Origin of the sequence: Streptomyces sp. NPDC088725 (genome assembly GCF_044751305.1) — a bacterium.
Classification (GTDB): domain Bacteria; phylum Actinomycetota; class Actinomycetes; order Streptomycetales; family Streptomycetaceae; genus Streptomyces.
This window is the reverse complement of record NZ_JBIVLO010000013.1, coordinates 182113-189552: the sequence shown is the minus strand read 5'-3', so window position 1 is coordinate 189552 and position 7440 is coordinate 182113. Positions and strand designations below refer to the sequence as shown.

The 7440-nt window shown below is 70.9% G+C and carries 9 protein-coding genes; 5 read left to right on the top strand and 4 right to left on the bottom strand.

From position 1 onward, the window contains the following. The 5 genes from ACIP6N_RS27425 to ACIP6N_RS27405 all read left to right on the top strand — a co-directional run. The coding region (locus ACIP6N_RS27425) for a tetratricopeptide repeat protein (RefSeq protein ID WP_401819899.1) at positions 1-319 on the top strand (319 nt) is incomplete at its 5' end. Positions 320-467: 148 nt separating this feature from the next. Further along, entirely contained in the window at positions 468-884 is a 417-nt protein-coding gene (locus ACIP6N_RS27420; protein WP_399140641.1) for a hypothetical protein, read from the top strand. Between the two features lie 639 nt (positions 885-1523). Further along, positions 1524-2207 (top strand): HemK2/MTQ2 family protein methyltransferase, encoded by a 684-nt coding sequence (locus ACIP6N_RS27415; protein WP_401819897.1) that lies wholly within the window; start codon positions 1524-1526, stop codon positions 2205-2207. Further along, positions 2191-2466, top strand: a complete 276-nt coding sequence (locus ACIP6N_RS27410) for a CDGSH iron-sulfur domain-containing protein (protein WP_401819895.1) — start codon at positions 2191-2193, stop codon at positions 2464-2466. The genes ACIP6N_RS27415 and ACIP6N_RS27410 overlap by 17 nt, the downstream gene beginning before the upstream one ends. Further along, on the top strand, positions 2447-3448 hold the full coding sequence (locus ACIP6N_RS27405; RefSeq protein ID WP_401819893.1) for an iron-containing redox enzyme family protein: 1002 nt from the start codon (positions 2447-2449) through the stop codon (positions 3446-3448). The genes ACIP6N_RS27410 and ACIP6N_RS27405 overlap by 20 nt, the downstream gene beginning before the upstream one ends. Before the next feature lie 9 nt (positions 3449-3457). On the opposite strand, the gene ACIP6N_RS27400 is transcribed toward ACIP6N_RS27405, so the two are convergent. The 4 genes from ACIP6N_RS27400 to ACIP6N_RS27385 all read right to left on the bottom strand — a co-directional run bounded on the left by ACIP6N_RS27400 (position 3458) and on the right by ACIP6N_RS27385 (position 7398). Beyond that, positions 3458-5239, bottom strand: a complete 1782-nt coding sequence (locus tag ACIP6N_RS27400) for an MOSC domain-containing protein (protein ID WP_401819891.1) — start codon at positions 5237-5239, stop codon at positions 3458-3460. Between the two features lie 115 nt (positions 5240-5354). After that, positions 5355-5513 carry a hypothetical protein gene (locus ACIP6N_RS27395; RefSeq protein WP_401819888.1) on the bottom strand — a complete coding sequence of 53 codons (159 nt, stop codon included), beginning with the start codon at positions 5511-5513 and terminating at the stop codon, positions 5355-5357. Positions 5514-5879: 366 nt separating this feature from the next. Then, positions 5880-6365, bottom strand: coding sequence for a ribonuclease domain-containing protein (locus ACIP6N_RS27390; protein ID WP_401819885.1), 486 nt, complete (start codon positions 6363-6365; stop codon positions 5880-5882). Positions 6366-6453: 88 nt separating this feature from the next. Then, entirely contained in the window at positions 6454-7398 is a 945-nt protein-coding gene (locus ACIP6N_RS27385) for a hypothetical protein (RefSeq protein WP_401819882.1), read from the bottom strand. Between the last annotated feature and the right edge of the window lie 42 nt (positions 7399-7440).

Below are 7440 nucleotides of genomic sequence, written 5' to 3'. Positions count from 1 at the left end.
CGCACGACGGCGCAGCTCAAGCGGGTACTGGGAAGGACGTGCCATGACTCGATCCTCTCAAATGATCGAGTCCCTACCGAACCCGGAACGGTTCACACATTGGCAGCAGACCCTCGGCGACCACCCGAATGTCCTGAGCACCCAACTCACCCTGGCGGACACCCACCAGGAAGCCGGGGCACACCAAAAAGCGCTCGCGGTCTATCGCGTTGCCCTCGACCGGATCGAGCCCACCCTGGGCCCGGAAAACCCGCTCGTCACTCAGATTCGCGCAAGGATCGACGCAGCCGAGCACGCCGCTTCGCGGTCTGACCGTTAGTACTCCATTGGAGTTCTCCGCTTCCCAAGCTCGTGTGGAGTGAGGCCGGTCGACGATCTGTGAATGCAGAATTGCCGTGTGCGCGCTGGCTGGGCGGCTTAGTCTGATGCTCTGGCCTCAGCCAATGACAGTAATTCAGGGATGGGTTGTGGGAGCGGAGATCGTGCAGTTTTTGGAGCAGGCAGGGCCGTATCTAAGCGCAGCCCTGGGTGCCTATGGTGCGGGGGTACTGGCCCGGGCTGAGGACGCTGCGGTGGGAGCCACGGCGAACGCGGGGCGCAGTATTTTGCACGCGGTCTGGCGGCGCCGGAGCCCAGCCGGACGCCAGGAGCTGGAGGCGGCGGTGCGTGAGGCGGCCGAGGAGCCGGAGGACACCGATACTGCAGCCGCGCTGCGTCAGCAGATCAAGCGGACTCTAAGAGAGAACCCACAATTGCTTGCCGAACTGGCCGCCCAACTTCCCGCGGCCGGCGCAGTTACGATCACCGCGTCCGGTGAAAGGTCTATCGCCGCACAGACGATCGGCACGGCCGTCACCGGAGACAACACCACGATCCGTCCGTGACCCCGCCTCGGCCATAAAGTTCTTGCCACCAGTCTTCGAACTGTGCGCGATGCCGTCGACCCTGGTCTGATCCACCCCGCACACCAGGAAATGTCGGTCGCTGAACCGACCGACGTCAGTGAGCGCCCTTCCACTACCCGGGAGGGCGCTCGTGCATCAGCACCGCATAACGAGAGCGGGCTCACCGAAGCCATCGCGTGGCGCCCGATCGTCGACTGCCCAATCCCGCAAGCTTTTCACGCAACATGCGATACGTTGCTAATCAGCTCTCGACGAAAAGTCCCCACAAAGTCCCTGACGTGATTCAAGACAGGCCTGGGCACGCCAAAACTGCAGGTCATCCCCATGATCAACAGTCGTCTACATATACGTGAAGTACAAGGAGACGGCGCGCGGCGGGCTCGCGGTGAACATCATCGAGTGCTGACGCGCGGCTCCACCGGTGACGCGGGCCGGTTCGCGGTGCCGTAGTCGCGGGCCGCGCACCGGGTGCGAGGGCGGCGGGCAGGCGGTCCGGTGATCGCTGCCGTGGGCCCCAGTGGCGGCGGGCCACTCGTGCGCCGAACCTGGAGGGAACGGGAACGGCGCCAGGCGGGGACATCGCGCCGCCCGGCCGCACCGGCCCCACGGAGGTACCTGATGACGACCGCTGCCCCACGGCACGCTGATCTCGGGAACCTGTGGACGCTGCCCGGGGTGTACGCCCCGCAGGCGGACACCCGTCTGCTCGCCCGGGCGCTGCGGGCCGAAAGGATCGCGGCGGGGTCGGACGTCCTCGACGTCGGCACGGGCAGCGGCGCGCTCGCGGTGCTGACCGCGCGGACAGGGGCGCGGGTCTCGGCCACCGACATCTCCTGGCGCGCGGTGCTCACCACCCGGGTCAACGCCGCACGGGCCGGACAGCGGGTACGGGTCCGCCACGGCGACCTGTCGATGCCGTGGCACGGACGCACCTTCGACCTGGTGGTGAGCAACCCGCCCTACGTTCCCGCCCGGCGCGCCCGGCCTCCGCTGTGGGGCAGGACCCGCGCGTGGGACGCGGGCCGGGACGGCCGGCACGTGGTGGACCGGATCTGCTCGCGTGCCCCGTCGCTGCTCCGTCCGCACGGCGTGCTGCTGCTGGTGCACTCCGGCCTGTGCGGCGTCGACTCGACCCTGCGGCAACTGGCCGAAGCCGGGCTGATGTGCGCGGTCACCGAGCGGGCCTACGTGCCGTTCGGCCCGGTTCTCAGCCAGCGGCTGCCGTGGCTGCGCGCCCGTGGCCTGATCGGCGCGCACGAGGACAGGGAAGAACTGGTGGTGATCCGTGCCGAACGAAGATGACCGCTTCAGGCGGGTCACCGTCGACCGCGACGGCCCTGTACTGATCGAGGGACCGGTGGAGGTGGTCGCGGAGGACGGCAGCGTCGTCACCTCCGACCGGTTCGTGGTGGCCCTGTGCGCCTGCCGCCGCAGCCGCGCCTACCCGTGGTGCGACACCAGCCATCGCGGTCACCGGCGGCCGGGCACCGGCAAGAGGCGCGGTCATGACGAGCGTCCCGCCCCCGATGCGGAGGAATCCGATGACGGCGACCAGCACTGACCGGCGCCGCGCCGGGCCGGCTCTGCCCACACCCAGGGGCCCGCTGTCGGCCGGCCTTCTCACCGCGCTCACCGCGCGGCGCCGTGCCGCGCCGGACGCGGGCGAGGCAGCGGCGGCGGATCCGTACGGCGAAGACCTGCAGCTGGCTCTCTACCTCTTCTACGAACTGCACTACCGCGGCTTCGCGGAGGTGGCCGACGACCGCGAGTGGGACCCCGGGCTGATGCCGCTGCGCAGGGCGCTCGAAGAGCGCTTCCTCGGCGCGCTGCGCGCCGACGTTCCCTCGGGCCGCGGCGTCGAGGACGTATTCGGCGAGCTGCTGATGGAGCCCACCGATCACAGTGCCGACATCGCGTACCACCTGGAACACGACGGGGAACTCTGGCAGCTGCGGGAGTACGCCGCCCTCCGCTCGCTGTACCACCTCAAGGAGGCGGACCCGCACGCCTGGGTGATACCGCGGCTGCGCGGCCGGGCGAAGGCAGGCATGGTGGCGATCGAGTACGACGAGTTCGGTGCCGGCCGGGCCGAGAACATCCACGCGCGGCTCTTCGCCGATCTGATGGCGGACCTGGGGCTGGAGACCGAGTACGGGCACTGCCTCGACGCCGCGCCGGCCGTCGCGCTCGCCACCGTCAACGTGATGACGCTGTTCGGGTTGCACCGGGCGTTGCGCGGCGCGCTGGTCGGCCACTTCGCGAGCGTCGAGGTCACGTCGTCACCGGGCTCGCGCCGCCTCGCCGCCGCCATGCGGCGGACCGGGGCCGGCCCTGCGGCGGAACGCTTCTACACCGAGCACGTCGAGGCGGACGCCGTCCACGAGCAGGTCGTACGCCGCGAGGTGATCGGTGGCCTGCTCGCCGACGAACCGCACCTGGAAGCCGATGTGTCCTTCGGCGCGGACGCCACCGCGTTTCTCGACGACCGTCTCGCCGTCCACGTGCTGGATGCCTGGCGCGCGGGCCGGTCGGCCCTGCGCTGAGTACCCCCTTCACAGGTCGAGTACGACGCTCTCCGCGGGCGAGGAGCAGCAGATCAGCGCGTTGCCCTCAGCCGGCTGGTCGATGGGGTCGGGGGCGTAGTCGACCCGGCCCGACATGAGCGCGGTCTCGCAGGTGTGGCAGATGCCGGTGCGGCAGGCCCAGCGCGTCGGTACGTCGCAGGCCTCGGCGAGTTCGAGCAGGCTCGCGCGTGCGGGGTCCCAGTCGACCGTGAGGCCGCTGCGGGCGAAGGAGACGGCGGGGCCTTCGCCCCGGGAGCCCTCCGGCGGGTGCGGCGCCCTGGCCTGGCCTCCCACCACGCCGGGTGTCAGGGCGGCCTCGGCGCCGAACGCCTCGGTGTGGATACGGGCCGGATCCAGACCTTCCGAGGACAGCGCGGACGCCAGGTCGGACATGAAATCCACCGGGCCGCACACATACGCGTCGGCGTCCTTCGGCAGGTCGAGCCCCGACAGCATGTCCGGGGACAACCGGCCGCGTTTCGTGTAGTCGACGCCCGCGCGGTCGTCCTCATCGGGGCTGCTGTAGGCGATCAGCCTTCGGGAGTGCGGCAGGTCCCGCATCAGAGCGCGGCTCTCGTCGGCGAACGGGTGCTCGGCTCCGTCGTGCGCTCCGTGCAGCCACCAGACCGGCCGCTCGGAGTGCGCACCGGCCAGTGCGTGCAGCATCGCGAGCACGGGCGTGGCACCGACACCGGCGGACACCAGCACCACGGCACGCTCGCTGTCCTTCAGGCAGAACGTGCCGCGCGGCGCTGCCACGTCGAGGGTGTCTCCGGTGCGCACAGCCGTGTGGAGCCGGCCGCTGACCTCACCGTGCACCTCTTTCTTCACGCTGATCCGGTACTCGTCGGCGTCCGGCGCACCGGACAGCGAGTAGTCGCGGATCAGCGGAGAGCCACCACCCGGCGGCCGTACCTTCAGCGCGACGGCCTGTCCCGGCAGCGAGGCCGGCAGCGGGGACCCGTCCGGGTCGGCCAGCGACAGGGAGACGACGCTCCGGCTCTCGTGGTGGATACCGGTGACGGTCAGGGGCCTGAATCCCTTCCAGGCGGGCGGCGGACTGCTCGCGGCCGGGGTCAGTCCGGTGTTGCCGACGGCGGTTCCCGGTTCCTGCTCCGAACGGTCGGCCTGGTCGGCGATCGTCCGCAGCGAACTCTGCCAGCCGGGGCTCAGCGCCGGGATGCGCAGGGCGCGCCGGATCCCCTCCGGGGAGTGGCCGGGGAGGTAGAGCAGCGCGTCGACCTCCGCGACCGTCATCCGCTCCGGGCCCGAGGAGATCTTGACGATCTCCTGCCCGGCTTCGACCTCGCCTTCGGTCACCACCCGCAGGTAGAAGCCGGGGCGCCGATGGGAGACGAGCAGGGCCGGCAGCTGCGGCTCGTTCATCCGCAGACCCACCCGGTAGCACGTCACCCGGGGCTGGGTGACCTCGAAGACGGCGTCGCCGATCCGGTAGCGGTCGCCCACGCACACCTCGTCGTCGGGCAGACCGTCCACCGTGAAGTTCTCCCCGAACTGCCCGAGCTTGAAGTCGTCGCGGCGCAGCTCCTTCTGCCAGTAGCCGTACGACGCCCACTGGTACACCAGCACCGCGCGCGCCTCACCGCCGTGGCCCGCCAGGTCGCCCTGGCCGTCTCCGTCGATATTGAGCCGCCGTACCATCCGAGGTCCTGAGACCGGGCTCTTCCACACCCCGGTGTGCACGGTGCGGCCGCGCCAGGGGACATCCTGCGGCAGGCCCACGTTCAAGGAGATCAGCCTGGCGGCCACGGCTCTCGCCTCCCGGGTCTCGCGCTCTCGCCCCCAGGTCTCGGCACAGGAACGTCCGGCCAGGTCTCGGCACAGGAGCGTCCGGCCAGGTCTCGGCACGGGAGCGTCCGGCGCGCTATTCCTCCCGTTCGAAGTCGGCTTGCGCCCGCTGCTCGTCCAGATCGGCCTGCGCCGCCGCGTACAGGTCGTTCACGAAGCGCTCCGCGTTCTCCGGCGGTACTTCGTCGGAGAGATCCCGCAGGCGGGAGGTCCAGGTTTCTCGGGGATCGCTCATCTCTGTCACTCCAGCTTCAGGCGGTGTCCGAGTTTCCGGCGGTGCCCGTGCGGTGGGTGTCGCGGGCGTGCGCGGCGGCACCTCGCGTGCGTGGGCCCCGGGGCCCTGCGCGGGTGTCACAGTCCGGCGCGCCGTTCGAGACCGTACGATCCTGACCGGCACATCACCCCATCCAGGGTCGTCCGACCGTGCGCGGAGTGCAAGGCGGGGCCTCCCCCGCCTTGCACTCCGCCGAGGCCCCTGGCGGTGGATGATCAGCCGTGTTCACCATCCGCCGTTCGCCACGGTCCGTGAGGGCCAGGACGCCTGTTCGCTCAGCCGCCGGCCGGCGACGGCCGTGCTCTCGCCCGGCCGGGTCGGTACTCCTCAGGAACAACCCGACGAGATGCGGCGGAAGTTGTCGTAGTGGTCGCCGGTGTACCAGACCGCGTGGGTCGCGGGGTTGCGGACCACGCGTTCGGCGTCGCGGTGCTGACCTGCCGGGCGCGGATTGACGTCGTACTCGCGGTACTTGCCGTCCAGCGGGAGGTCACCGCTGCGGTTGCCGTAGCGGTTGCTGCCCCGGATGACGTACGAGGTCCCGGCCACCTTGTAGTCCGTGGGCCGGTCGGCCTCGGGCCAGGCCAGCTTCTTCCAGATGGCACACGCCTTCTTGACCTGCGCGGGCAACGCGTCGACGGAGACCGGAGGTTCGAGGACATCGCCGGGCAGAATCGTCTGGGGCGCCGTCGCGCTCGGGGCGGTTGTGTGCGGGGCCGTCACGGCCGTGGCCGACGGGACGGCGGGGACAACGACAGCCGCGAGGAACAGAGCAGCGGCAGCCGTGCGCCGGAAACTGCGGAGTGTGGTCATACACGGCCAACGAGAGCCCGGCACGGTGGACACGCACGGTCGCCGCGCCGTCACCCGCGTGGATTACGAATCTCTCGCCGTCCGCCGGTCAGACGGCGAGCAGGTCGCCGTGATACCGGCTGAGGAGACGTTCGTGAGCGGGGGTGAAGTGTGCGCGCCAGGCGCCCACCGTCAGATCGTCACCCTCACTCGCGGCGGCGGACGGCGCGGGCAGTTCCACGGCCGGGGCCGCGTGCCCCGTGGTCTCCCGCAGCCGGGCCAGGGCCCGCTGCCGGGCCTCGGCGCTCCCTCCGTGGGCCGGACCCGCCAGGTCTTCGTGGGTGATCACGGTGACCGCCGGGTGGTGCGCCAGCCACTGGCAGTGGCGGGCCTCTGCCGTGCCGGGGAAGCCGGGGTCGGTGAGGGCGAAGGTGATCCTGGCGTCCATGGTGGGCAGCGCGCTGATGATGTCGCGGTACACGAGGTGTTCGGGCAGGGAACCGACCTGGCCCGCGGGCTGGGAGAGCAGCCGGATCTGGCTGATGATCCGGTCCCGCGGATCGCGGTGGTGGAAGATGACCGGCGGATTGCCGGTGGCCTGCCACGCGCGCAGGAAACCGCCGTCGGCCCGCCGGAGTTCGAGGCTCGTGACGTACCAGCAGCCCCTGCCGGGCAGCAGTCCCGGCAGTTCACTGTCCGGCACGCGGGCCAGGCGTCCTTCCAGCCCGGGGTCGACCGGCGAGGCCAGAGTGACCGGCTGGCCCAGGCGCATCCACCACACGCGCCACAGTGCGCTGACCGCTTCCTGAAAGGCCGTTTCGAGGTTGTCTCCTTCTCCTCCCTGACGGCGGAGCAGGAGTGCGGCCCGGTCGGGTCCGTAGGCGGCCGTCAGGAGCGGATGCACCTCCCCGGGACCCGGACGCCATGCGCCGCTGGGGCCCTTGGCCCCGCTCATCGTGCCGCACGGTGTGTACCCGAGCGCGGTGGTGGCTTCGGTCAGCAGCGGTGTCCCGCTGCCGTGCGGCGAGACGACGATCAGCTGCGGCGCGGCCATGCGGGTTTCTCCAGGAGAGAGGGGCGGGAGCCCCGTACGGGA

Bases quoted from the DNA above. Each gene is read 5' to 3' on its own strand.
- ACIP6N_RS27395 (WP_401819888.1), bottom strand. From the start codon at position 5,513: ATGAGCGATCCCCGAGAAACCTGGACCTCCCGCCTGCGGGATCTCTCC.
- ACIP6N_RS27390 (WP_401819885.1), bottom strand. From the start codon at position 6,365: ATGACCACACTCCGCAGTTTCCGGCGCACGGCTGCCGCTGCTCTGTTC.
- ACIP6N_RS27405 (WP_401819893.1), top strand. From the start codon at position 2,447: ATGACGGCGACCAGCACTGACCGGCGCCGCGCCGGGCCGGCTCTGCCC.
- ACIP6N_RS27415 (WP_401819897.1), top strand. From the start codon at position 1,524: ATGACGACCGCTGCCCCACGGCACGCTGATCTCGGGAACCTGTGGACG.
- ACIP6N_RS27385 (WP_401819882.1), bottom strand. From the start codon at position 7,398: ATGGCCGCGCCGCAGCTGATCGTCGTCTCGCCGCACGGCAGCGGGACA.